This window comes from Hymenobacter sediminis, from assembly GCF_003231285.1.
Lineage (GTDB): Bacteria > Bacteroidota > Bacteroidia > Cytophagales > Hymenobacteraceae > Hymenobacter > Hymenobacter sediminis.
In genome coordinates this window covers 1-23,204 of the sequence record NZ_QKNS01000002.1, presented here as the reverse complement: position 1 = coordinate 23,204, position 23,204 = coordinate 1, and the positions used below count along the sequence as shown (strand labels likewise).

Annotated in this window: 22 protein-coding genes; 16 read left to right on the top strand and 6 right to left on the bottom strand. The window is 55.4% G+C overall.

Translation table 11 applies throughout. From position 1 onward, the window contains the following. Window positions 1–17 precede the first annotated feature (17 nt). The 8 genes from DNI29_RS06755 to hemF all read left to right on the top strand — a co-directional run bounded on the left by DNI29_RS06755 (window position 18) and on the right by hemF (window position 6,626). Window positions 18–239 (top strand): hypothetical protein, encoded by a 222-nt coding sequence (locus DNI29_RS06755; RefSeq protein WP_110977343.1) that lies wholly within the window; start codon window positions 18–20, stop codon window positions 237–239. Continuing rightward, window positions 233–565, top strand: a complete 333-nt coding sequence (locus DNI29_RS06750) for a hypothetical protein (protein WP_110977342.1) — start codon at window positions 233–235, stop codon at window positions 563–565. The genes DNI29_RS06755 and DNI29_RS06750 overlap by 7 nt, the downstream gene beginning before the upstream one ends. Next, complete coding sequence (locus DNI29_RS06745) at window positions 562–1,446, top strand: cbb3-type cytochrome c oxidase N-terminal domain-containing protein (RefSeq protein WP_110977341.1); 885 nt, start codon at window positions 562–564, stop codon at window positions 1,444–1,446. The genes DNI29_RS06750 and DNI29_RS06745 overlap by 4 nt, the downstream gene beginning before the upstream one ends. A 251-nt stretch (window positions 1,447–1,697) precedes the next feature. Next, entirely contained in the window at window positions 1,698–3,107 is a 1,410-nt protein-coding gene (gene ccoG, locus DNI29_RS06740; protein WP_110977340.1) for a cytochrome c oxidase accessory protein CcoG, read from the top strand. Window positions 3,108–3,413: 306 nt separating this feature from the next. Then, on the top strand, window positions 3,414–3,881 hold the full coding sequence (locus DNI29_RS06735) for a FixH family protein (protein ID WP_162303533.1): 468 nt from the start codon (window positions 3,414–3,416) through the stop codon (window positions 3,879–3,881). A 73-nt stretch (window positions 3,882–3,954) separates the two neighbouring features. Then, on the top strand, window positions 3,955–4,689 hold the full coding sequence (locus DNI29_RS06730) for a sulfite exporter TauE/SafE family protein (protein ID WP_110977338.1): 735 nt from the start codon (window positions 3,955–3,957) through the stop codon (window positions 4,687–4,689). A gap of 29 nt (window positions 4,690–4,718) precedes the next feature. Next, complete coding sequence (locus DNI29_RS06725) at window positions 4,719–5,636, top strand: universal stress protein (protein WP_110977337.1); 918 nt, start codon at window positions 4,719–4,721, stop codon at window positions 5,634–5,636. 39 nt (window positions 5,637–5,675) lie between these two features. Further along, entirely contained in the window at window positions 5,676–6,626 is a 951-nt protein-coding gene (gene hemF / locus DNI29_RS06720) for an oxygen-dependent coproporphyrinogen oxidase (protein ID WP_110977336.1), read from the top strand. A gap of 117 nt (window positions 6,627–6,743) precedes the next feature. Here hemF and DNI29_RS06715 read toward each other — a convergent pair whose 3' ends face one another. Continuing rightward, the gene (locus DNI29_RS06715) at window positions 6,744–7,448 is read right to left on the bottom strand and encodes a RibD family protein (RefSeq protein WP_110977335.1); all 705 of its coding nucleotides are present in this window, start codon (window positions 7,446–7,448) and stop codon (window positions 6,744–6,746) included. Window positions 7,449–9,551: 2,103 nt separating this feature from the next. Between DNI29_RS06715 and DNI29_RS06705 the strand changes: the two genes are divergently transcribed. The 3 genes from DNI29_RS06705 to DNI29_RS06695 all read left to right on the top strand — a co-directional run bounded on the left by DNI29_RS06705 (window position 9,552) and on the right by DNI29_RS06695 (window position 12,167). Continuing rightward, the gene (locus DNI29_RS06705; protein WP_110977333.1) at window positions 9,552–9,770 is read left to right on the top strand and encodes a hypothetical protein; all 219 of its coding nucleotides are present in this window, start codon (window positions 9,552–9,554) and stop codon (window positions 9,768–9,770) included. A 258-nt stretch (window positions 9,771–10,028) separates the two neighbouring features. After that, window positions 10,029–10,727 carry a hypothetical protein gene (locus DNI29_RS06700; protein ID WP_123823100.1) on the top strand — a complete coding sequence of 233 codons (699 nt, stop codon included), beginning with the start codon at window positions 10,029–10,031 and terminating at the stop codon, window positions 10,725–10,727. Window positions 10,728–10,868: 141 nt separating this feature from the next. Next, window positions 10,869–12,167, top strand: a complete 1,299-nt coding sequence (locus DNI29_RS06695; RefSeq protein WP_162303531.1) for an acyltransferase family protein — start codon at window positions 10,869–10,871, stop codon at window positions 12,165–12,167. 66 nt (window positions 12,168–12,233) lie between these two features. Here DNI29_RS06695 and DNI29_RS06690 read toward each other — a convergent pair whose 3' ends face one another. After that, on the bottom strand, window positions 12,234–13,214 hold the full coding sequence (locus DNI29_RS06690; RefSeq protein ID WP_110977330.1) for a ferritin-like domain-containing protein: 981 nt from the start codon (window positions 13,212–13,214) through the stop codon (window positions 12,234–12,236). A 48-nt stretch (window positions 13,215–13,262) separates the two neighbouring features. Next, entirely contained in the window at window positions 13,263–14,516 is a 1,254-nt protein-coding gene (locus DNI29_RS06685) for a ferritin-like domain-containing protein (RefSeq protein ID WP_110977329.1), read from the bottom strand. A 195-nt stretch (window positions 14,517–14,711) separates the two neighbouring features. On the opposite strand from DNI29_RS06685, the gene DNI29_RS25320 reads away from it, so the two are divergent. Further along, window positions 14,712–14,990 carry a putative immunity protein gene (locus DNI29_RS25320; RefSeq protein WP_369073970.1) on the top strand — a complete coding sequence of 93 codons (279 nt, stop codon included), beginning with the start codon at window positions 14,712–14,714 and terminating at the stop codon, window positions 14,988–14,990. A gap of 132 nt (window positions 14,991–15,122) precedes the next feature. Here the strand turns inward: DNI29_RS25320 and DNI29_RS06675 are convergent, their stop codons facing one another. Next, complete coding sequence (locus DNI29_RS06675) at window positions 15,123–16,739, bottom strand: GEVED domain-containing protein (protein ID WP_110977327.1); 1,617 nt, start codon at window positions 16,737–16,739, stop codon at window positions 15,123–15,125. A gap of 269 nt (window positions 16,740–17,008) precedes the next feature. On the opposite strand from DNI29_RS06675, the gene DNI29_RS06670 reads away from it, so the two are divergent. Then, window positions 17,009–17,500, top strand: a complete 492-nt coding sequence (locus DNI29_RS06670) for a hypothetical protein (protein WP_110977326.1) — start codon at window positions 17,009–17,011, stop codon at window positions 17,498–17,500. A gap of 208 nt (window positions 17,501–17,708) precedes the next feature. Here DNI29_RS06670 and DNI29_RS06665 read toward each other — a convergent pair whose 3' ends face one another. Beyond that, window positions 17,709–18,887, bottom strand: coding sequence for an acyltransferase family protein (locus tag DNI29_RS06665; protein WP_110977325.1), 1,179 nt, complete (start codon window positions 18,885–18,887; stop codon window positions 17,709–17,711). A 986-nt stretch (window positions 18,888–19,873) separates the two neighbouring features. Continuing rightward, window positions 19,874–21,052, bottom strand: coding sequence for an acyltransferase family protein (locus DNI29_RS06655; protein WP_110977323.1), 1,179 nt, complete (start codon window positions 21,050–21,052; stop codon window positions 19,874–19,876). Window positions 21,053–21,230: 178 nt separating this feature from the next. Between DNI29_RS06655 and DNI29_RS06650 the strand changes: the two genes are divergently transcribed. From DNI29_RS06650 to DNI29_RS06640, 3 genes are all read left to right on the top strand, one after another. Continuing rightward, window positions 21,231–21,653: a hypothetical protein gene (locus DNI29_RS06650; protein WP_110977322.1), complete on the top strand. Its 423-nt coding sequence runs from the start codon at window positions 21,231–21,233 to the stop codon at window positions 21,651–21,653. 262 nt (window positions 21,654–21,915) lie between these two features. Then, on the top strand, window positions 21,916–22,929 hold the full coding sequence (locus DNI29_RS06645) for a hypothetical protein (protein ID WP_123823098.1): 1,014 nt from the start codon (window positions 21,916–21,918) through the stop codon (window positions 22,927–22,929). Next, on the top strand, window positions 22,887–23,204 hold a 318-nt coding region (locus tag DNI29_RS06640; protein WP_133255748.1), incomplete at its 3' end, for a hypothetical protein. The genes DNI29_RS06645 and DNI29_RS06640, both read left to right, overlap by 43 nt.

The following is a 23,204-nucleotide window of genomic DNA, read 5'->3' as shown; positions in this document are numbered from 1 at the left end:
AATAATTGCTACCCCTTATGGAAAAGAAAGTCCTGCAATCCATTGCCGGAATTGAAATCTACCCGCTCATCTCCCTGGCCATTTTCTTTCTCTTTTTCCTCGGCCTGCTGGTGTACGTGCTGAAAACCAACCGCCAGCACCTGCACGCCATGAGCCACCTGCCACTCGGCCAAGAAGAAGACACTACCACTGCTAACGCAACCCTTCTCTACCACCTTAACCACGACGTGTTATGCTAACCAACCGCGCTTTCCTGCTGACTACCCTGGGCCTGCTGACTGGCTTTGCTGCCAATGCCCAAACCGCTGCTACGGGCCCCGGCCCCACGGATATCCTGAGCTGGGTAGCCGGTGCCCTGGCCGTCATTGTGCTGGTGATGGGGCTGATGACGGGCGTTTCGATGGCCTCGGTAGCCGCCGCCAGCTACCAAACCGATGGGGCCGCTACCCCCGCCCAGGCTGAAAACCCAGCCCCGATGGCTGCCGTTGCGCCCCAGGCCCCGGCAGCTGCTTCGGCCCCGAGCATTGAGGCCCCGGTTCTTACCTCCGAGCCCGTAGCTGCATGAGCCGATTTTGTTTCCTTCTGCCGGGAGTGGGGGTAGCGCTGCTGAGCGCGGCCCCTACCCTGGCCCAGTCGGCCGAAGCCACCGCCCCGGCCGCCGCGGATGCCGCTACCAATGGTCAGCTGTTTCTCTTCTGGGTGCTGCTGGGCTTGTTGGGAGTAGTAGTGCTCCTGTTTCTGGTGGTGTTTGGCGCTATCGTAGTGCAGATGCGGCCCCAGCTGCGCCGGGTGTATGAGCTGCCCTCGGTGCGCAACTCCGGCAGCGGCCAGGTGCTGGGCCTGCTCGTCGGCGACCCGGTGCTGGTGCGCGGGGTAGTGCGCGACGAAATGCTGGACCACGACTACGACGGTATTCAGGAGTTCGACAACGACCTGCCGCCCTGGTGGAAGTACGGCTTCTACATGACCATTGTGTTTGCGCTGGGCTACCTGGCCTACTACCACGTAGCGCAGGCCGGGCAGCTCAGCCACGCCGAGTACGAAACCGAAATGCAGCAGGCCGCCCTGCTCGTCTCTCCCGACGCCGACGACCCCAACAAGCTCACCACCTACCAGGCTCTCACTTCCCCGGCCGATATCAGCAGCGGCAAAACCCTTTTCGCCAGTAACTGCGCCGCCTGCCACGGCCCGAACGCCGAAGGCAAAGTAGGCCCTAACCTCACCGACGAATACTGGCTGCACGGGGGCGAGGTAAACCACGTCTACAAAACCGTAAAGTTCGGGGTGCAGGGCAAGGGCATGGTGGCCTGGAAAGGCAAGCTCTCGGGCAAGCAGATTCTGCAGGTCAGTTCCTACATCCTGAGCCTGCAGGGCACTAAACCCGCCGGTGCCAAAGAGCCCCAAGGCGAGAAAGAAGCCCCCGCCAAGCCAGTAGCCAAGCTCTAAGTCACTGCTCCGGAGCAACCGGCCGTTGTGCTGAGCGCAGCCGCAGCTGAAGCATCTCTACCGCTTCGGTTTAAAAGTCCGTCAGGTCGAGCTGGTCGAGGCATCTCGTTCGGCTGACGTTGCCAGAGTATCCGTCATGCTGAGCTCCGAGAATTATCTATACCGCTTCGGTGGGTTAGTAGCACACAGCAGGCGAGATGCCCCGACCAGCTCAATAGAATGACCGGATTGCCTTTTAGTTTCTACTACTCATGTCCGTTACTCAATTCAAGCCTGATGATTCGTACCGCGACTCTATTGCGACGGTGGACGCGGCAGGGCATCGGGTATGGCTGTATCCCAAGCAGCCGGTCGGTCGGCTTTATCGCCTGCGCTCCTGGCTGGGCTACGGATTGCTGGCATTGCTGCTGGCGGGGCCCTGGCTGCGCGTGGGCGGTTTGCCCGTGCTCCTGCTGAACCTGCCCGCGCGGCGGTTTATCATTTTCGGGCAGATTTTCTGGCCCCAGGACTTCTTTATTCTGCTGCTGGCCTCGCTCACCTTTCTGGTGTTTATCATCCTGTTTACGGTGGTGTACGGGCGGGCCTTCTGCGGCTGGGTCTGCCCCCAGACTATCTTCCTGGAAATGGTGTTTCGGCGCATTGAGTACTGGCTGGAAGGCGACGCGCCCCAGCAAAAAGCCCTCGACCGGGCCGCCTGGAGCTGGAACAAGATCTGGCGCAAAACCACCAAGCACGCGCTGTTTCTGGGTGTTTCGTTTCTGATTGCCAACACCTTCCTGGCCTACATCATTGGCACCGAGGAGTTGCTGCGCATCGTCACCGACTCACCGAAGGAGCACCTGGGCGGCCTGGCTTCTATGGTGTTATTTACCGGGGTGTTCTACGCCGTATTTGCCCGGTTTCGGGAGCAGGTGTGCACCATTGCCTGCCCCTACGGCCGCCTGCAGGGCGTATTGCTGGACCAGGACAGCCTGGTAGTGGCCTATGATTACCGCCGGGGTGAGAAGCGCGAAAAGCTGCGCAAAAACCAGGTGCGCACCGCCGGCGACTGTATTGACTGCCACCAGTGCGTGCAGGTCTGCCCCACTGGCATCGATATACGCAACGGCGCTACCCAGCTGGAATGCATCAACTGCACGGCCTGCATTGATGCCTGCAACCGGATGATGGACCTGGCCGGCCTCCCCCAGAACCTGATCCGGCACGCCTCTGTGAATACCATTGCCGAGGGTACCCGCTTCCGCCTGACGAGCCGGGTGAAGGCCTACTCAGCCGTGCTGGTGGTGCTGCTCGGGGTGCTAACGGGCCTGCTGGTGTCGCGCTCCAACGTGCAGGCCACGGTGCTGCGCACGCCGGGGCAACTGTTCCAGAAGACGCCGCAGGGCACCATCACCAACCTTTATAACATCTCCGTCATTAACAAAACCAACGCGCCCTACCCCCTCACTCTGCGCGTATTGGAGCCCGCTCAAGGCCGCATTTCCCTGGTAGGCAGCCAAGGCCTGACCCTACCGGCCCAGGGCATAGTGGAGGGCGTGTTCTTTGCCGAGCTGCCGCGCACGGCCCTGCACCGCACCAACCAACCCCTGCGCATCGGCCTGTTCAGCGGCAACCAGCTCATTGCCGAAACCAGCACCAAGTTCCTCGGCCCGGTGCAATAGGCAGGTCCGGCCCCACGCCGAAGGCGTCCTGGGGCCGGTTACCGTCCGCGCCGCTCGCGTCGATTCACAGCACGTAGGCCAGAACCCTAAGACCGTCATTCCGAGCTTGTCGAGGAATCTCGCGTGCTGACGTTGCACTGCTTGCCAGCCGCCAAGCAAGTTGCTCCGCCTCCAGCTCTGCATGACGTTCTGGGATGGAGAAACCACCACAACTGCCTGGATCAGTAGCCTCTTACCTCAACCCGAAGCCAACCGGCCCCAGGACACCTGCAGCGTCGGACCGGGGCTTTTCCTCTCATGACGACCATGACTTCTTCTCCGAAGCGCACCGTGTGGCCTTACGCCGTTATAGCCGCGTTTGTGCTGTTTGCTGGCTTTATCGGCTACCTCGTGCAGCAGGCCATGCGCACGAGCGTGGAGCTGGTCAGTCCCGATTATTACCAGCAGGAACTGGCCTACCAGCAGCGCATGGAAACCGTAGCCCGCACCGCCGCCCTGCCAGCCCCCGTGGAAATTGAGCACGATGCGGCCACCCGCCGCCTGACCCTGCAGCTACCGGCCGCTATGGCGGGCCAGCCGGTAGCGGGCACCATTCACTTGTTCCGGCCCTCCGACCAACACCTAGATTTTTCCCTACCCCTGCAGCCGTCGGCAACCCTCCGGCAGCAGGTCAGCACAGCCCGGATGCAGGCTGGCTACTGGCGCGTCCGTCTGGATTTCACGGCGAGTGGGCAGGCGTATTTTGTGGAGAGAAATATCACCCTCGCCAACTGATTTTCGTCATGTTAGCCCCGGCCCGGGCTGGCGTACTTGCCGCTGCAATCAGGTACGCTTTTCTGCTTTTTCGATGCTTTGGGCCGGTTTTGTTTTTGGGGTACTCGGGAGCTTCCATTGCGTAGGCATGTGCGGGGCCATTGCCCTAGCCCTACCCGGCCGGTCCGGAGCCTCCTCGCTAGGAGCGGGGAGCTTTGGAGCCGGCCGCCTGCTGTATAACCTGGGACGCACCACCACTTACGCGGTCCTGGGGGCCCTGGCCGGCTTGCTGGGCCACGGCCTGCGGCTGGCCGGCCTACAACAAAGCCTGTCCGTGGCCTCGGGCTGTCTGATTCTGCTGCTGGTGGCTGTGCCGGAACGCTATACCGGCCAGGTGGCCGGGTGGCTGGGCCTAAGCCGGCCCCTGAATTGGGTTAAATCGACCTTGGCGGGGCTGTTTCAGCATACATCGGGCTGGGCGCTCTACGGGGCAGGCCTGCTGAACGGGCTGCTCCCCTGCGGCCTGGTATACCTGGCGCTGGCGGGGGCCTTGACTGCGCCGGGTATACTAGGCGCGGCGGGCTACATGGCCTGTTTCGGGCTGGGTACCCTACCCCTCATGCTGGCTTTGTCGCTCACGGGTCAGTTGGTGCCGCTGTACTGGCGCGCCCGGTTCCGGCAGGTGGTGCCCTACGCTGCCTCCCTGTTGGCCATGCTCTTACTCGTGCGCGGCCTGGGCCTGGGCATTCCCTACCTCAGCCCCCAGCTCAAGCGTGCTCCCACGGCTGCTACCCCGGTCCAGCCCCCCAGCATGCACCGTTGCCACTAAGCCCTTTCTCTACCGGATTACGCTTTTCTATGAAAACCATTCTTGTTCCGCTCGACCACACGGCGGCCGCCGAGTATACCCTTGCCTACGCCAACAAGCTTGCCGTGCGGTGGCCGGCGGAAATTGTGCTGCTCTACTGCCATCCGGAAGCCATGCCGGGTCAGCCTGAGCCCGATTTTGTGAGCGAGGAAACGCGCCTGCGTAGCTTGGTGGAGCGCCTGCGCTACAAGCAGCTCACCCGCCAAGATGGCCGCCGCATCCGCTACCACTACCGCGTGCTCAGCGGTTGCCTTCACGACCACGCCGCTTCGGAAGCAGCCCGCTGCGGCGCCGACCTGGTAGTGATGGGCCTGGAGCATATTGATTGCAACCACCAGGCGCCGCCCGGCAACCACGCCGCCACTATTACCGAGCTGGTGAGCTGCCCGGTGCTGGTGGTGCCGCCCGGCCGCCGCTCCTTGCCCAACCGCGTGGCCTTCGCCGCCGATTTTGCTACCCTCAGTCTTAACGTGCTGCCTCGCCTCTCGGCCCTGCGTGAGGCATTTCCGGCGCCTCTGGATCTGGTGCAGTTCTACTCGCCAAACCAGCGTCCCCTGCGCCGCCAGCTCAAGCAGGCGGTAATTCAGGCCGCGGCTCAACTTACCTGGCCGCTCACTACCCCCCACCTGCTCGAAGACGATGCACCTCTGGAAGGCAGCAGTGAGTTTTGTGCCCGTACGCAGGCTCAGCTTCTCATTATTGCGCCCGGTAGCCCAGCGCAGTTGCTGCAGTATTTCGATAGGTGCTATACCACCACCCGCGCCTACCACACTCAAATTCCGGTGCTGGTGCTGCGCGCCACGGAGCGCCCTACTGCCGGGGCCTGCTGCGAGAAGTGTGCCGAGCGGCTAGAGCGCGAGCAACCGACCCGCCTCCTGCCCAACTATGCCGCCGTGCACTGGGCTTAGCCCCCTTACCCCCCATTTTCCCTGTTTTACTCTAGCAAGATGATTACTACCCAGCCCCTACCCCTTGTTTCTCGTCGTATTGTGGTAGAAGAATGGATGCGTTCCTTTCAGGATTGGCTTTGTCAGGAACTGGAAGCGGCGGATGGCGGCACGGTGCGCTTTACCGAGGATGCCTGGCGGCACCAGGGTGGTGGCGGCGGCCGCACGCGGGTACTACAGAACGGCGAGGTGCTGGAAAAGGGCGGCGTGGCTTTCTCGGCCGTGTGGGGCACCATGAGCGACAAGGCGGCCCAGCAATTGCTCATGCCCGACCCCGGCTACTTCGCCACAGGCGTATCGGTAGTGCAGCACCCGCGCAGCCCATTGGTGCCCATTTCCCACATGAACGTGCGCTACTTTGAGGCGGCCAACGGCGAGGCTTGGTTTGGCGGGGGCCTGGATTTAACCCCAATTTATGTAGATGTAGCGCAGGCCCGCTGGTTTCATGAGCAGATCCAAGCCGTCTGCGAGCTTTATGATGCTACGTACTACCCCCGTTTCAAGCAGTGGGCCGATGAGTACTTCTACCTGCCTCACCGCCAGGAAACCCGCGGGGTGGGCGGCATCTTCTTCGACCGCCTGACTATAGGTGAGGATGGCTCCTTCGACGAGTTGTTTGCGTTTGTGCAGGCAGTAGGTGAAGTGTACGGGCGGAGCTACTCGGCCCTTATGCGCCAAAACGCGGCCCTACCCTACACCGAGGCCCAAAAGCAGTGGCAATTGGTGCGCCGCGGCCGCTACGCCGAGTTCAACCTAGCTATTGATCGGGGCACCAAGTTTGGGCTGGAAACCGGAGGTCGCACCGAGAGCATCCTGATGAGTCTGCCGCCTCAGGCCGAGTGGCACTATAACCTCCAACCCCAGCCCGGCTCCCCCGAAGCGGCTACCCAGCAGTGGCTGCGCAAGGGTATCGATTGGCTTACTGCCGACACGCTAAACCTGCCTGCATAAGCTGAAAGTAAAAAGTCAGGCAGCAAAAGCACATTCGGCTTCGGCATATATACCCGCAAACGCAAGGAAGGCGGCCAGATTGGCCGCCTTCCTTGCGTTTAGAATTGCTAGTGAGATTTAAGCGGCCTTAAACCGATACTTTAGCCATACTACATCATTATCCAACTGCTGCACTTGGGTCAGGTGTAGGCGTGTGGCTGGGCCTTTGGAGAGGTAGTCACTCACCTCAAACGTGGTTGGCGACTGAGGCGTGCCGTCGGCCAGCGGTAGAATCAGCAAGCTCAGCTCGTCAATCAGGCCGGCATTGAGCAGGGACCCGTTCAGGTGGCCGCCGCCTTCCAGCATCAACGTTTCAATGGGAAACAGAGCCGCCAGTTGCTCTAGCACCGAGGCAAAATCCACCTCTTTCTCGCCGGCAAAGAGGTAGGAAATTCGCTGGCGCTGCAGATAGTACAGGTACTCGTCGCTGACTTGCTCCGTGAGCACCTCCACGATATGGTCGCCGCCGGTGGTGTTGCTTTCCCAACCTAGCTTACCGTGTGCATCTATGGCCACCGCAAAGGACGTAGCGTCAGCATCGCCGATGAAAGGCTCCCGAGCTATGGGGTGCGGGGCGGGTTGCAACTCAGGCTCCACGCCGCCGGAGAAGTCCCGTTCCATCGTGATGCGCCCGCACATCCAGGCCTGGCTGGTAAAGGTTTCGTGGTATTTCTCGAAGTATCCGGCGAAGGTGTTAGTGATTTCTTCGTCCTTCCAGTTCGCAGACAGAATTTTGCCGTCCACGCAGGACATCATGTGGCAGATTACGTGGGGTCGTTTCATAGTAGGCCTTGAACGAAAATTACGCCGCTAGGGTGTGTCATACCTACCTGGCGTAACCGGCCTGCCCTGAAACAGCGGCCTTCTTGCCTACCCCCGTTCCTTACCTCGGCTTTGTACCTCTACCCTGCTGTACTCCTTTTGGTGCTAGCCTGGGAAAGCGCAAAGGAGAACGTTTGTTAAGGATCAGCACCTTCTGTATTGGTCGTGCCACCACTTACCCGGGCTCCTAAGTTGGTAAGACCTGCTCCAACCAAGTGTAAGCCAGCTGCGTGGGTAGTTGGCTTCGGTTGCAGAGCATATTGCTTCTCATTATCTCCACCACAGGCTGAAGCTGAGGCTAAAAGCAGCACGAATAATAGATAACGGAGGGTAGCTAGTTGTTTCATAGGCTCAATAATACAAAAGCCCCGACGTAAGCCGGGGCTTTTGTATCGTTGCGGTTATGGGTGGTCAATGTCTTGAAAGTGCGCCCTATACCATCTAACCAGTGGTATTTCCCTTTTATTTCTCGTAGATCCCTAACAAAATTGGGGCTAATGCTACTTCGACTAGCTACCTGAGAACAACCTCACCACTTAGCTTTTTAGCGCTAACGATAAGGCTGCTAAAAAATAGAGCCCAGTAAGACCGAATATCAGCCCGTATAATAGAACTAACGCCCCCAAAAACTTGAGCACGACTTTACCACTGTGCACAAGCTTAAACCCCCACCACCACGCAAGCGGAACAGTCACTAACACAATAAGAAAAAATTGGAACAGCGGCGTTGGGTCTACCCCTGTTGCCTCCGAGAGTAGTAGCGGAGTAAACAGTAAGATTGAATGCATAATTCAAGCAGAAGAAAGGGTGCGCAAAAGGTGCTTTTTCTCTACACCTGTGTGCTCTGCCCCCTGCCCCGAGGTTGAAAAGGTATAGGGCTAAGCAGTGTTTACAATTATACAAATGCGCTGTACAACATAGCTGCCTAGCCGGCAATCCCGACGCGTAAAAAAGCCCTGGCTCAGGTCGGGGCTTTTCGTTTCTGAGCATGGCTACTGGTTTACTAGCTTCGGGGCTATGAAATGGTTCATCCCTTTATTGCTATCCGAACCGACTGGGGCCGATCCACGGCCTTTTATTCTACTAGCATCCGGCCTCTACCTAGTCACAATACTAGTAACCGTATGGTTGGTCGTGTTAGCAGGGAAAAGCTTACGACGCAGTACCGTCCGTTCACTTCAAGTGGCAGGATCTTTCTTTCTGCTAGTAGCCCTGATAGTGGGCGTGGGCGGAGTAACGTTTGCTATCTACTTCTGGAGCACGTAAGTGAGCCACTTGCAGCCTCTAAAGCAAAAGCTCTAACCTGTGCAGGTCGGGTTTCGTATCGTTGTAACTATGAAAAGATTACTGGTTGCTACGATTTTCTCTCTATCCTTAAACGGCTGCAATCAGGCATCTCAGGAACAGCAGGCACAACAAGCTGATGTTCCTATGAGAGGGGATAGCACCCTACTGGATAGCGAAGACACCACAATACAACTCGCTGATTCAGCACAGCATCTGGATTAGCCTCAGTAGACGCGCATTTATTTGCGGCAGCCAGCTTACCTGAAGCGAATCTGGTTGGTATGGGTACCCCGGAATCAAAAGCTTCGCGTTCATAGTAGCAACTACTTTTCGACTTTACTGCGTGATAGGTTAACTACCACTAACCCAAAAGGGAGACACGAAAAGAGCGTTACCCATGCTCCCAGGTCGTTACTTAGTTTGCTGCCTAGCCAAATGGGTAGTGAGGCCAGCATTAAAGCCATGACTTTAGAAGTAGTTGACGATGTTGATCGAGCGAGCCAAAAGAGAGGGTAACTCATCGCTAGTATTATGGGGGCTAACAACAAAAAACCAGCGAAAGATATGGGGTTAGATTCCGATAGAAGGAGGGTAAGCACCATAGATAGCGTAGGGCGGTACAAGTGATTTACTAGTAGTCGAGAAGGATAAACTACCAAGGTCTGACAATTCCCTGTATGCTGCACAGGCTTGAAGTACAGCACCCTCGTTCTCTTGGGGCGCTGCCTATTTCCCCGAGGTAAAAAGGCATAGAGTTAAGCTATCTGCTGCAATCGTATGAAAAAGCCCCGACTAACGTCGGAGCTTTTGCCTATAGTTGTGGTTTTAGTAGAGCGGATTGAGGACGTATTGACTGAGCTCGAAGAAACCCTGCAGGAGGATATTGAGAAGCTGACCCCTGCCAAGCGGGTAGAAGCCTTTTTTGCAGCTGCAGGAATACGTGCGGCCGAAGCTCAGCCGCAAGGAACACATTGGGGAAGGCGGTGGCCCAATTGAGATTCAGACCATCCGCCTAACGGAGGTAAAACGGGAGGGCCAGCCATGAGCAGCGGCACCCTCGACATCCGGCATACCAGCGTCTTCAACGCACCCCAACACCCTGACCGGAGCCTACAGTATCAGCACGGACCCGGTATGGTCAGGGGGTGGCAAAGGCGCTTTCACTAGTACGGCGGGCACTACTTGGCTCACGGTGAAAACCTACTAGCGCGTGCAACCCATCGTAAACAGGGGGCAGGCACTGGGATATGGCGCATGCGTATAACCAATGTGGATACGAATGAAGTCGTGTTCCATCAGATGAAATCCCAAGCTACCCAACCCTACGCTTCAGGTGCTACCAATCTGACTGGCAGTTGTTTTATGGACACGGGCGCAATCCCCCTAGCTTCGTATCGGATTGAAATGCTTGCGGAAACCGCCAACGTTTCCTTTGACTGTCTGCGCCTAACCGTGCCGGTTGGCGCAAATGGCGGCGGAGGCGCTTCTAGCTACCCGGAAGGTTTTACTGGTCTGATTGCGCCGGTAACGTTGCAGTATAATGACCCGCGCGTGGTTCTTAAGGTTGGTTTCGATGGCGTATGGGATGGATACGGCGCCATGAAATATGCCCGACCAAGTGGACCTAGAACGCTGGCTGCCAACTACCAGCCTGTGATTACGCTCACCAACAACGCCGAAGCCTACATGGCGGGATTGCGGTATAGCTGCATTACGGCACACCACGGCTGCGACTTTAAAATCTGGATTGATGAGCAACGGCAAACCTACAAGCAGAACGGTCAGATGGTTACGGTCGGCAGCCTCTATAGTGCTTCTGAGCAACCCGCTGCGGAGCGGGCTCTGATCACAGGTCTGAACCTAGCAGTTCACGCCAAAATAGAAATATGGTTGGTCAATTACAGTTTCGATCGCTGCAACCTGTTTATGGGGACACTGGAGTTCCTCGCTTAGTCGACTTGTAATAAATAATAAGCCCCGCCCCACCAGGCGGGGCTTATTATTTATTACAACCAGTACAGCCCCCTGCCCAGGCTATTGTTGCTAAATAACGGGCACCGCTTGCGGTACTGATATGGAGCCTATCCTACCTTTGTGGCCCCTCAATTCCAGCTCTTTTATAATCCAATGCTTGAAGTTTTACTAAAACAAGAGTCCATTACCACAAAACGAGAATTCGATGTCTCCTTAGAGGCTTTGCGAGGCCTAGCAGCGTTGCTCGTTGTTATTGGACATGCTGTTAAAGTTGATTCGCATCTCGACCCTACGTATCACATAGCGGGCCCCTGGCAGTACGGGGCTCCAGCTCACCTTAGCGTAATTGTTTTTTTTATGCTGAGTGGTTACGTCATCGGATTGTCAAATCCTAAGCCAATTCATACACGCTCAGAGCGGTGGCTTTATGTGAAAAAGCGCCTTGTGCGCTTGTATCCTCTCTATTTGATAAGTTTACTTGCCACGATAGGGGTAGCGGCCCTGCAACAGCAGTACTTTAGTCTTACCACTATCGGTGGGTGGCTCCTTTTTCTCCAAGGATTGGCGGTAGATGTACCTGACTTCAATCAACCGATATGGAGTTTAGGATATGAGATTTTTTATTATGCCGCCTTTATCCTGGTTTCAGCCCGTCAATGGAGAGCTGAGTACTTGGCGGTACTATTCCTGATTATCGGACTGTTCATAAGTAAGCTGCACATAGGCCCCGTTGTGCTCGCATCGTATGCCTACGGAGCTGTATTCTGGTTTCTGGGCCTCTTTCTGAACAGATTTCGCAAAAGCAGTAAGCCACTGCGGTTCGGGAAAATGCTGGCCTTCCTGCTGTTACTGCTTTGCTTTGAGCGCATGAATCTGGGCTTCAGCATCCTGTATGCACTAAATTTGGACATAAAGGAAATTGACACCCCCTCATTCTATGACCGGGCTATTGTCTTCTCTGATATGTCGTACCTAGTATTCTGCCTGCCATTGTTGCTATGCTTCACGCGCCGCTCTATATGGCGTAAGCAGTGGATAGAGTTGGTGGCTTTTGGTATTCCGGCGTTGTACATGGTGGCTTATATAGCATCAGGGAAAGTGCATCAGGTAGAGTTAATGAACACCATTTATATTCCTGTTGCCTGCTACATTTCATCATTAATCGTCTATGCTAGGAATAAACAATTCAATGATTTGGGTGAGCGTATCATAGAAAAAATGAAACCGCTGGGGTTGATCTCCTACGGCATATATATCATCCACTTTCCGCTATTGTTCCTTTTCCAGCAGGTAACTGCTTTCAGTGGTTCTCGCGAGGCATTTGCAGTGCGCCTGCTACTGTATCTGGCCGTAGTGATAGGAGTTGGGTATGTGCTGGAAATGAAGGTGCAACCGTGGTTTAAAAAGCGCCTTATGTAAACTACAAAGCCCCGCCCATCCGGCGGGGCTTTTGCTTTAGAAGGAGTACCGAATACAGGCCCTACCTTAAAAAAATTTGCTACTGTGTAAGACGAAGGGCCGGGCGATGGTGGAAACAGTCGTTACATCAAGACCCTCATCGAAAGCTTCGGTGAAGGCTGCTAGGGGGAAATTGGCTACGGCTGCACTAAGATTGTTAGTCAGCGCTACTCCTAAATGGATCGTATTGGCTTCTTGGTGGAACATGATATCCTCTGGACCGCCAATCACCTTATTGCCAGCCTCATAGATGGGACTCGTGTAGAATGGGGCCGAACCTGGCGCCGGACCTCCTCTATCGGTACCGGAAACCCAGCTTTTGGGCGCAGCATTAGGGGAACCTGGAACACCTTGCGAGGGGGGAGTACTGGCGGAGGTGGCCAGCGCCCGCCGAATGGCCCGGATCTGTGCCGAATGGCGCGCTTCAATCGAGTGAATATTGAGTGCCGCCGTCAGCATGGTCTTGTTGGTCATCAGCGTTGGCGTTAGGCCCTTGTAGGCGCGCACCCCTAAATCCTCCAGCGCCTGCGCCACTACTAAGAAGACAGCTGGATTTGTTGAAAAGCCGATATATGGCCCTTGCATTGAACCGATGCCGGCGGTAAAGTCGAAGAGAGCGAGCGGGGGCTCCGCAATCGGGGTGCCGCCCATCGCGCTGATTATGGTGCGCAGAAAGGCCACATGATTTGCTTCGTCGGCCGCAATCAGGTTAAGGGACGTTGTAATCGGAGCACTCAGCCCCGTAAGGGATGCGCGGTACTTATAGAGAGAAAGCTCCAGGTACTCCAGCTTGAGGGCAAAGTTGAGCGCCTCTACTACCTGCAGTCCGGCAGGGGTTTGCCCATAGGCTTTATTGAAAATCGCCCCGATTGCCAAGGGTAAGGCGGCGGCAGTAAGCTTTTGGCCCATGCCGCCCAAGTGTTTAAACACGGCCCGGCGCGAATCAAGCCGCTCGCCCAGTTCGGGGTCCAGTTGCTCAAGCTCAGAGAGGAGATGAAAAAAATTCACGGTAATTATAGACTAAGTAGGAAAAAAGAAAACCTGAAGGGGAAGCCGCTACCGGATCCCCGAAACGTCAAGCTTGGAGCCATCGGCCAGAAAGGTGTTGGCAATAGCGACAACCTCTTGGGGGGACAACGCCCGTTCCAGGCTCGAGCGAGCGGGAGCGTTGTTGGTAGCCACGCTGCTGGTGCTGGCCGAGGTGACGGTCGCAATGTCATTCCCAACAAAAGTCGACTCGGCCACCAAGTCGCGAATCATGGCGGCGTGGCGGGCCTCAACCGAAACGATTTTAGCCATTAGAAACACATACGCCGGCTCTGCCAAGTACTGGCTCACCCCGTTATAAGCAGCGACACCTAAGTCCTCCAGTACCTTAGCTGTGTTCAGTACCGAGGCCCGATCATTAAAGTTGACGGTGGAAAAGGTAGTGCGCAAGTCCGGTATGGGCGTATTACGTGATACCTTAATATCCGCTTTAAAGAATTCACGGTGAATGACTTCGTGGTAAAATAGATCATCCAAGATCAATTTTTCGGCACTGCCAGTTGCTAAGCCTGTATAATAGGAGCCGGCGCGTACTTGCGTGTAAAAATCGGCCTCCAGTTGTTCCAGCGCGTAGACATAGTTTAGCACGCCCAGCTTCCCCGTGCCCACGCTTACGGTGGTGGGTAGCACGGTCAACCCGGTGCTGGTGGCCGTGCCGCCAGAAGTAGCAATCACCAGGGTGGCGGCACCGGCGACGGAGGCGGTGGGCACCACGAACGTGAGCATCGTACTGCTCGTGACGGTAAAGGTCGCCGAGGTCCCATTTACGGTTACAGCGGTGGCACCGGTAAAGTTGGTACCCACCACGGTGACCACGGCATTAGGCAGGGCACTGGCGGGCGACACGTTGGTGATCGTGGGGGCGGACGCAGGGGCCGGCAACACAGTAAAAGCGCTGGCTGACGTAATTACGCCCCCCGGCGTAGTCAAGGTCAACGCCGCGGTTTGCGCAGAGGCCGGAACCGTAAAGGTGATTGTGGTATCGTTTACCACCGTGAAAGTAGCTGCCACCGTGCCGAGAAGGAGGCTAGTGGTTCCCGTGAAACCACTCCCCGTGAGGGTAATGGTAGCACCAGGCATGCCACTGGCAGGGGAAAAGCCAGTGATGGTTGCCGGGGCAAGGGGATCGTCTTCTTTCTTACAACTTGCCAACCATAAGCTGGCAAGGGCGGCACTGGCTCCCGTATATCGTAAAAAAGACCGGCGGGAAGGGTGTGGTGCAGTCGTCAACAATCGAGGACGTAGCGGTAATTCTGTGGACATTGGTAGAGAGAGGGATAGTAAAGCTCCTGTCGAGGTCTTTTACAGATAGTATTTTACAGCCAAGATAAAGGGATAAACTTGTCTGCAGCATCTTTGCTTTCCCAAATTAGTCACATTTCTAAACAACCGTTCGCAAACCCTGCCTTCCCGGTTCACCATGCACTGGCATTAGAGGCCGCCGCCTGCGCAGAACGGGTGTTACCCTTGTTTGAGCAGGCCTACCCCGACGATGTCCGTCCACGCCACGCTTTGACCACGTTGCGAGCCTGGGTGCAAGGTCAGGCAAGCATGATGGATTGTCGCCAAGCAGCCTTTGCCGCGCACGGGCGGCAGCCACCGCGGCGGGCTGCTCATCAGCCCGCCGCGGTGGCTGCCGCCCGTGCGGCCGGTCAGGCCGCTGCAGTAGCTCATATGTACACGCATGCGCCTCATGCGGCCGCTTATGCAGCCAAAGCACTTGCGTTGGCTACATAGTTTCATTAGGGCCACTGTAGTCTCAACTACAGAGACAACAGGACGAGGTGATTAAGCCAACGGATGATCTAACCTAAAGCACAAAGCCCCGACCATTCAGCCGGGGCTTTTAGTTTCTGTTCACTAACCCTGTTACTGCTTGAGCAGGCGACGCAGCTCTGTACTCTGCGCCGTGCTCACTTCCAGCAGATAGATACCTGCCGGCACCTGGGGTAAGTCTACTAGGTGGGTGGTGGCACTTGTCGCACTTGGTTTCACGTGCGCTTCGTACAGGGAGCGGCCCAGGGCATCACGTACCCGCAGGTGCGTGGTCAGCCGGTACCCCAGCAGGGTGACGGTCCACTTCCCCTCAAGGGCCGGATTAGGTTGGACTGTCACTAGGGCTCCGGCAGGCCCTCCAGAGGCAGAACTTGTTACGACGGGAAGGGCGGAAGGAGCAGATGGAGTACCGCAGGCAGACGTGACGACTACTGTATACTCCTGAATAGGAGAGTTAGGTGGCACCAGAATCGTTTGGTTGGTTTCTCCTGTCAGCACCTGTCCGTTGCGCCGCCATTGATTGCCAGCTGCGGCGCTGGAGCGTAGCCGCGTGCCCGTAGCTTCTACCGCAGCCGTTACCGTTGGAGTAGCCGGTGTGCCCCGGGGGTCTATCGTCACCGTGAACGGCGGGGAAGTGGCCGTGCCGCAATAGGTTGTAATGGTAACAGAGTAGGTGCCCCCCTGATTGACAGTGATGCTGGAGGTGGTGGCTCCCGTGCTCCACTTATACTGAATCTGTGAACTAAAGGGCGTGCTGAAGCCGGCACCATCAGCCCGCAATTTCACGGGAGTTCCGGCACATACGCGGGCAGGCCCCTCGGCGCGTACAGCAGGGCCGGGGGCGGGTGTAATACGCAGGTCGACGGCATTGACATATTCACATGTTCCGCCCTGTCCGACTAGTCGTCCACGTAGGATATATTGGCCTTCCATCTCCGGGGTAACGTTTGGGATACTGATCGATGCGGTCGTCGCCCGAAACCCCTGCGGGCCAGTCCATTCATAAGTAGCACCCGCACCTAAGCCCGAGCCGGAAGCAGTGTAGGTGCCTCCCAAACAAGGGCGGGAGGAAGTCATCGTAAGGCCTAAGTCGCGGCAGCGCAGAAGTTGAACCGTATAGTCTTCGGTTTCCCCTGAATCAAAAGCAGTGCAGGCATCAGCGGCGCCATTCGGTTTGCCCAAGGCCCGGCTCCGCAGTCGCATGCGGGTTGTACCCAGCACCGCAGACGTGGGAATCTGCACATTACAGTAATATTTATTGGGCATTTGATACTGGGGGGTAAATGCTTTCCATTCTCCGGCTTCCAGTTTTCCGTCCTGGTCATAGTCAATCCACACGGAGATGTTGGCTGGCTGTGTGGTGATAACGCTCAGTAGGTACTCTCGGCCCACCCGCATGAGTTGAGTATTACGGGCTACGGTCGTGGGGAATAAGGTATAACCTGGGTTTGGCGTGTCACTGCAGGTATTTGTAGTTGAAATCTGCGGTTCCAGTGTGTCATAATCCGCATCCGAATAAAAGGACGCAATCAAAGCCGAGGATGCACTGCAGGCGGGCTGCACGGGGATGCAATACGCAGGGGCAGTTTGCGCGGAAATCTGGGAAGAAGTCAGCAGCAGTAGCAGAAAGGATAGGGCTAACTCGATAAATCGGTGCGCGTGGTCTTGCTGCCCGACAGGCGTTGAAGTGTGGGATAAACGTGTACTCATCTAGTAGAAGCAATGGGTAATTAAAGGGCACTTGTTAAGCTGACAGCCCCGGATTTTAGGGCATTTGTCGTCGTGTTCAAACGTAAATGGATTGCGTGCTCGTTGGAGAAAGCAATAGTTAAACAAAACGAAGATAGAGTAAATATCCCTCCTACGATCTGGGAATAACCCTTAGTTTTGCGACGCTTTATTCAGCATACAGTCTAATGCTGCTATTCGCTTAGCTGATTGCTTTTCTTTCCATTACCCTTTTCTATATTCTCTTTTACATGAAAAAATTAAGTGTATTCGCGCTCGTCCTGGCACTAGGCAGCACAATGGTGGGCTGCGGCGACGACAACACGGACGATCCCACGCCGGCCGGCAAGACCACCAGCGAGCGGCTGATGGCCAAGTCGTGGATGATTACTGCTTCGACGCTACAGGTCGGAACGGGCAAAGCGGATGATATGTACGCCGAAGAAGAGGCCTGCAACAAAGACAACATCTACAAGTTTGAGGCAAACAAGGTGTTCACGCTCGACGAAGGCAAAACCCGTTGTGATGAGGATACGCCTCAGTCCGTGAAAGGCACCTGGGAGCTCACCAACAATGACAAGGACTTGAAGAGCGTCATCTCGTATTCGAATCCACTAGGTGAGGTTGAGCTAGAAATTTCCGGTACGCTGGAAGAAGTATCGGACACCAAGTTCGTGGTGGTGAGCAAGGAAACGGACAGTGGCGTAACCACCACTACCCGCACGACCTTTACTGCTCAGTAAGACAATCAGCATCCATCAACGCAGAAGCCCCGACCATCTGGCCGGGGCTTTTTTGGTGTTATTGATTCTTAGTCCCCACCACTAGCACAGCAGCACCCATATCAAGCAGTTGAACATCAAGTTATTGTTTGATGTAGCCAGTAGGAATTCATGCAGTGGGTATTATGACTTATAGACAACCCATAACTTTCGGAGCGAGTTATAGCGTTCACTTAGAAACAGCAAACCTTCTTCTAATAAACTTATTCAGAGGCTCCTCTACCAAGTAATATAGGCTAATTGATAGGGCATTTATAATTAGAAACACGACTATGTAGTTCACTGGATTGTCCGGCGTTATGCGGTTAACTAGCTCCCGGTAAATTATGCCAGCGTGTAGCAGGTAAAAAGCATACGAACTTTTACCTAACACATCAGCCCCTTTAGAAGAAAGCAGACGGGATAGCCAAGTGCTTTCCGTAACCAAGCCCCACAATAGGCAGGCTACTGCAAAGGGTAGAATGAAGTTATTGACCATCATTCCATAGGGATGGTCAATAGCTGGAGCAACACCAAAGTTTCGTTGCATAGCCACGAGGCCAAACACACAGGCGAGAATTCCCACTATAGCACCATAGGTGCGCGCGACGGAAGAGGAGAGCTCACGGATGTTCTGATGGCGCAGCCAGAATGCGAGTAGCATTCCTACCAGAAACTCAAAGATGCGGCCAAAAATCGTGTAGCTAAAAAAGAGTGGATACGAGTCCAAGAAGCCATAGGGCCCCACTGGCAATCCTGCCTTTAGAAGCAGACCCAGCCCTAAAACGCTGACCCAGGTGAGCAGCAGTGTACCAAATTGACGCCCATAGGAGGCTCGTATGCCAACAGCCAAGAGCACAACAGGCGCTAGAAAATAGAAGCATTCTTCTACTGTAAGCGACCAGCCCTGTCCGACCCCAGAGTAAATAACCTTAAAAAAGAAACCGCGTAGAAAACTGATATTCAGTATGTATTTTATCCCTATAGGAACGTCCGCTAAGTTGTCGTAGTCGGGGTATCTTAGTAGATACAGGAAGGTGAGACTGGTCAGCAGAAAATAGACAGGATAAATACGTGCAACACGATTTCGGAAATAGGTAAACAGGAAAGAGGTGGATAATTCTATTTTTCCTAGGTAGCGATAGGCGATAAGGAATCCACTCAATACAAAGAAAATGCTCACGCCGATATGCAGTTCATGCACAAAGTCGCGCAACAATAAATTGCCTGTAAAGACCGGATAAATATTGTAGTGATACAGGTAAACCAGATATGCTGCTACACAACGCAATCCGGTTAGAGGTTTAAAGTAAGATGTGCCCGGGCTGAGCTTGTCCTTAACGGTAAGGGAAGGAGTAAGAATTGACATCAAGAGAGAATAATAACCGCATAGCGCTGTCGCTAAGGACAGCAAAAATAAATCTCTTCTGCCGAGCTTTATCGTGTATTCTTCTCTCGGGTAACCGCCATTTCTTGCCTCCTATCTGGCCCTGCACCATCCGGCGGAGCTTTTTTATTCCTTTCTCTTTATGCCGAGACGGTCAAATAGTTCGTCTTGTTGCTGCTTTTCATGCTCCAGACGGTACCACTCAGGCCAGCTCTCCTCTAGTACTTCTTCCCAATCTCCAATGGGAAACGGCAGTCCAGGTTTCTTGTTAAATCGGCTAATCAGCGAGGCGAGTTTAACATAATAGCAATCACAATTCCGATAAACAATAGTCCTTAGGTCAAAAGAATATACTACAGCCCAAAAACTAAAGCTACTACCAGCATAATTCCAACAGATACAGCCAGTACAATCCATCCTAGCTGAGTGGATGACAATAGAGGGGCGGGCTTACGAGGATGGCGAGTCATGGAGAGTCATGGAGAGTAGATACTATGTGGTAGCAATAAACGATAAATAGCCCACGGTAGATTGAATATTGGTGTAGGAAGAAACTTGCGCGACGGAATTTTAAATTTCGTCGCGTTTTGGACTAAGTCCGTTACGTTTCGGCGGGGTAGCGTTTTGTAATGGCTCGGGGTAGCACGCCAGCCCCAGCTACTAGTAGCTTCCAGCATGCCAAGGAGGCGACCGTCAAGCTTCGGAGCGAAGGGCGTAACCGCCATTTCCTGCCTCCTACCTGGCCCCGCCTCACCCGGCGAGGCTTTTTTGTGCCTACTAAAACCGCGGTGCAACAAGAGTACATGCGCTTGCTTCCGGCCGGCTACCTGCCTCGGTAGTTTTGATTTCGCTCTGTCGATTAGGCTTTTAGTTGAATCAAAGTACCTAACACTAACACGGCTGCACCCATGGTGAAGAATGGTTTGGCCAAACTACAGGGGGTAGCCCATTATCAGGTTGTTGCCGTATCAGGAGCTAAAGCGATGCTTTAGCTTGAGAAATGGCGCTTCCAAATAGTGGTAGCTGCAATACGCCAGCAAAAAGGACAGCAAGGCAGCAGAGACAACATAGATCAGCCCACTCAGAAAAGCAGATGAAATAGCTCCTAAACGCATGGTCAGGTCAGTTATTTGAATAGCAATAGGATGCAGCAGATATAGACCGTAGGTGTACTTCCCGACTCTGGAAACCAAGCGAAAGCGGGAGAGTTTCACCGGGGAATTCTCGGCAAAATTCTGCTCCAGAATAATGAAGAGGAAAAACACGCAGTGTACTAGCCGGGAAAACGCTACTGTATCAGGCGTGTTGTAGAGGGTATCCCGAAAGACCAAGTGCGCAAAGCCTAGCACATACACTCCTATAATCAGGGCTTTAGGCAGCCGCTTAATAGTAGTCAGAAACTGGCTGCTGTGCAGGCAATACCACGAAGCTAAGCCACCCATTGCCAGATCAGAAGCCACTGAAAGCGTGTGAAAATACAGCGTTGCATGATCGGTGCGGTGCAGGAAGCGAAAACCTGTAGAAGTCAGGATAACTAGCCCCATTGCCACCGGATAGTGGCGTCGGGGCACCAGTACGAACAGCAGGGGCCACAGGAGGTAGAACTGCTCTTCAATGGCCACTGACCAGGTGATATTGAGGAAGGAAACAGATTTGTCTTGCAGCCCGTGATGGTGCAGATAAATTGAATCAAAGTTGCTCAGGAACGACCAGTACCAAGGTCCTTGATTGGCAACAATGAAATCCATGCCCAATAGCATCTTAATTTCTGGATACAGCCAGAAGCCAAATACCAACACCACATAATACAGCGGCCAGATGCGCAGGAACCGGCGCATGTAAAAGTTGCGAAGCGCGACTCGTCCCGTACTGGCTACTTCGCCCAGCAACAGGTAGGTAATCAGAAAGCCGCTGAGAGCAAAGAAAAACGAAACACCCAGGGCCCCATCGAACACAGTGCCGAGTAGCAGTTGGTAGTAGGTATTTGAACTCAGCAGCCCCAACGTTGCCGTCAGCTTAGTGTGCAGCCCGAACACCATGACAAAGGCCACAACTCGCAAGAAGTCAAGATTGCCGAAATACGGCTTGTTGGCAGATGCCTTTTCTACCCCCTTTTGCAAGGTTGAGTTTGTTGATAGAGTTGGCATACCCAGCAGTAAACTTGTTTGAACAGGTGAAGAACGGCGCTTTCCCAAGAAGCTTGTATAATCAATCCATCTTGTACAGTAACTCCCGTTCCAAACTTCGTTGCGTTTTGGACTAAGTCCGTGGCGTTTCGGCAGGGTAGCGTTTTGTATTAGCTCGGGGTAGTTGGAGTTTTGGAATATGCCGAAAGTGCTCACTCAGCCACTCACTCTGGAGCTACACCCCTTCTGCTCAAGTGGCGTGTGCCTGCGCTGGCTTTCGCCCCTGGGGAACTGGGAGGGCTGGCACTTCGATGGTGACACCGACGCTAACACGCCAGCCCCGGCGCCTAGTAGCTTCCAGCTGGCCAAGGGCGCAGCCGTGAAGCTGCGGAGCGGAGGGCGTAACCATCAGCTGCTGCGCGCCGGCAACCTGACCCCGGCTCAACATGCCGTGCTGAGCACGCTGCAGGACGCGCCGCAGGTCTATATCCAGTCAGCCACAGGGCAGCTCACGCCCGTTACCGTGGTGCCTGCCAGCACGGGCCGCACCTCTTCGGAAACCCGCACCGAGTTCGACGTGGAAATCGACCTGGGGCCGCGCAATGCTATTTCCCGAATATGAGCGCGGCTTCTCTCGTTTTGATGGATGGCAGTCGCCTGCCCTTAGCGCAAGGTCAGCGCGTGGGCGTTACCGTGTAGGCTAACGACCTCTTAAAGACGGATAGCGTTCAGGCGGACTACAGCAGTACGATCACGTTAGCCGATACGCCCGAGGTGCGCGCAGCATTGGGCCAGGCCCAGCACGGCCCGGCCCTGACCGATGCGCCCTATCAGCTGCAGGGCTGCACGTTGGAAACGCTGGGCTGGAAGTGCTGCCCGGCGTCGTGGCCATTATCGAGCAGCACCAGGTGGGCACCGGCTTCGAAGCCCAGGTCGTCGGCGGCAACAAGAGCTTTTACGCGGCCATAGAGGGCAAGAAGCTTCGGGAGCTTACCTTTCCGGACAGCACCGCCCACGATTGGACCTTGCCCGCCGCCGTGAAGGGCGCGGCCCACACCCGTTACAGCCAAGGCTACTGCTACGAGCTCTATGATCGGGGCAAGGGCGGGCCGGCGGCGGAAGCCACTGTTCACCTGCATAAGGATGAAGTATATCCTAGCGTGTACGCCCGCGCCGTGTGGGAGCAAATCTTCGTGGAGGCAGGCTTCCGCTGGGCTGGGCCCCTGCCTGAAGTCTTTGACCGCCTGCTTTTGCCGGCTACCGCCTTGCCCACCTACGGGGAAGAAGTCAGAAATGCCGCCAAGCTGGTAGCCGGTATTGATAGCCGAGGCGATAAAAACCGCATCTACGGCCGGCCCTACGAAGGAAGGGACGAAGTAGTGCGGACAGTACCCTACGATTACACGAACGGCCAGTACGGCTACCTGGCTCCGACGATGCCCGGCGTGTACAGCCCGGCTACGTACCGCTGGAAAGCCCCCTTTGTGTGCTACATCAATGTGTCGGCTACCACCACGGCCGTGATCGGGAGTCCCTACGGCAGTGCCCGCGCCCAAGTATTCGTGTACATCAATGGCCAGGAAATAGCCGGTGGGGAGCGGCAGGTCAGCAAAAAAAGCAGTCAGGACAAAAGCTATCTGACGCCTTCTGTCAGCCTGAGCAAATACCTGGTGCAGCAAGGCGACGAAGTAGAAATCCGTCTGAAGCTCACGGGCCAGGACTCGCAGGGTATTTTCCGCAAGTGGGGCTACGAATCCTTTACTGGCTACATCTATACAGTCGGCGGCAACGCGCTACCCCTAGATAGCTTTTCGGTGGAAATCCTGCCCGACCTGCCGCCCGTGGGCGCATCCGTTTGCAGGAGCCGCTACCCGACTGGAGCCAGCGCGACTTTGTGAAGGGCTTTATTGGCCTGTTTGGCCTGACCCAACAGACGGACCCCTACACGCGGCTGGTGCGCTTTACGCCCACCGGCCCCGCGCTGGCTCAGGCTTTAGCCTCGGCGCCGGATTGGAGCGACAAAGTAGATACCAGCCAGCCCGCCCCGCGCCTTTTCCACCTACCCGGCGTAGCCCAGCGCAACTGGTTTCGCTGGAAAGAGGATGAGGCCAACCCCAGGTCGGCTAAGCAGCTCGGTGACGGCATGCTGCCCTGTCCGGATGCTACGCTGGAG